Below are 1052 nucleotides of genomic sequence, written 5' to 3'. Positions count from 1 at the left end.
CACGGCCAGGGGGGTGGTGACGGGGTGGATGGCTGGTCGGATGCGCTCGTTGAGGACGCGTTCCAGACGCGCTTCGACCAGCTTCCGGTCGTCGTGCATGACAGTGGGTCTCCTGTTGCTGCGAGAGGTCAGGGGCGATCAGCGGCCCGGGTGCGGCCGCCGTGGGAGGCGGGGTTCTACACGCGCTCCCCCGTTCGGTGCAGCCGCAGGGTGCGGATCTGGAAGGGACGCATCCGCAGGACGGTGGATTCGGAGTCGGCGGCCGGGGGCAGTTGTTGCTGCGGGGATTCCAGCAGGTCGCAGTCGCTGATCCGGACGATCGGGAAGTTCGCCCTGAAGGTCGCCGACACCGCGCCACCGCATGCTTCGTAGAGGCGGACCACGACGTCACCGGTGCGGTCGTCGGCCAGCTTCACCGACTCCACCACGACATCGGGGTTGTCCACGGAGACCAGCGCGGTCACCGCTGCGGAGGCGGGCCTGAGCGGCAGGTTGAGTGCGTATCCCCCGGCGATCGCCTCCTCGATTCCGGCGCCCACGACCAGCGCGTACGTGAAGGTGTGCCGCCCGCGGTCCGCCTGTGGGTCAGGGCTGTGCGGGGAACGGAGCAAGGACAGGCGCAGGGTCGTGGTGGTTCCGCCGTCGTCGCGGGTGTCCCGGCCCACGTCGTGGCCGTAGGTGGAGTCGTTCAGGACGGCGGCTCCCCAGTGCCGCTCTCCGACATGGACCCACCGGTGGGCCCACAGTTCGAAGCGCGCCGCGTCCCAGCTGGTGTTCTCGTGCGTGGGGCGCCGGACGTGGCCGAACTGGATCTCCGCGCTTTCGTGTTCGGCGTGGACGTCGAGCGGCCAGGCGGCCTTGAGGACGGTGTCCCGCTCCTGCCAGTCGATGTCCGTGCGCACGGTGAGCTGCCTGCTCTCAGCAGTGAGTTCCAGGTGCTGGACCAGAACTGAACTGCCGAACCTGCGCTCGACGCGGACGGAGGCGAGCAGCGGTCCGCTGTCCGCGAGGGTCACCGATTCGGCCTCCCGCAGGTCGTGCACGGTGTCGCG

1 protein-coding gene is annotated in these 1052 nt (G+C 69.8%); it reads right to left on the bottom strand.

Annotated features, from left to right (window positions below; translation table 11 throughout):
• Positions 1-176: 176 nt before the first annotated feature.
• A partial coding sequence (locus ACZ5CR_RS47245) for a glycoside hydrolase family 38 C-terminal domain-containing protein (protein WP_468870254.1) occupies positions 177-1052 on the bottom strand: 876 nt, incomplete at its 5' end.

It is taken from the genome of Streptomyces sp. NPDC031274 (assembly GCF_055570235.1).
The sequence above is the reverse complement of the archived record's forward strand: the minus strand, read 5'-3'. Positions and strand labels throughout refer to the sequence as shown.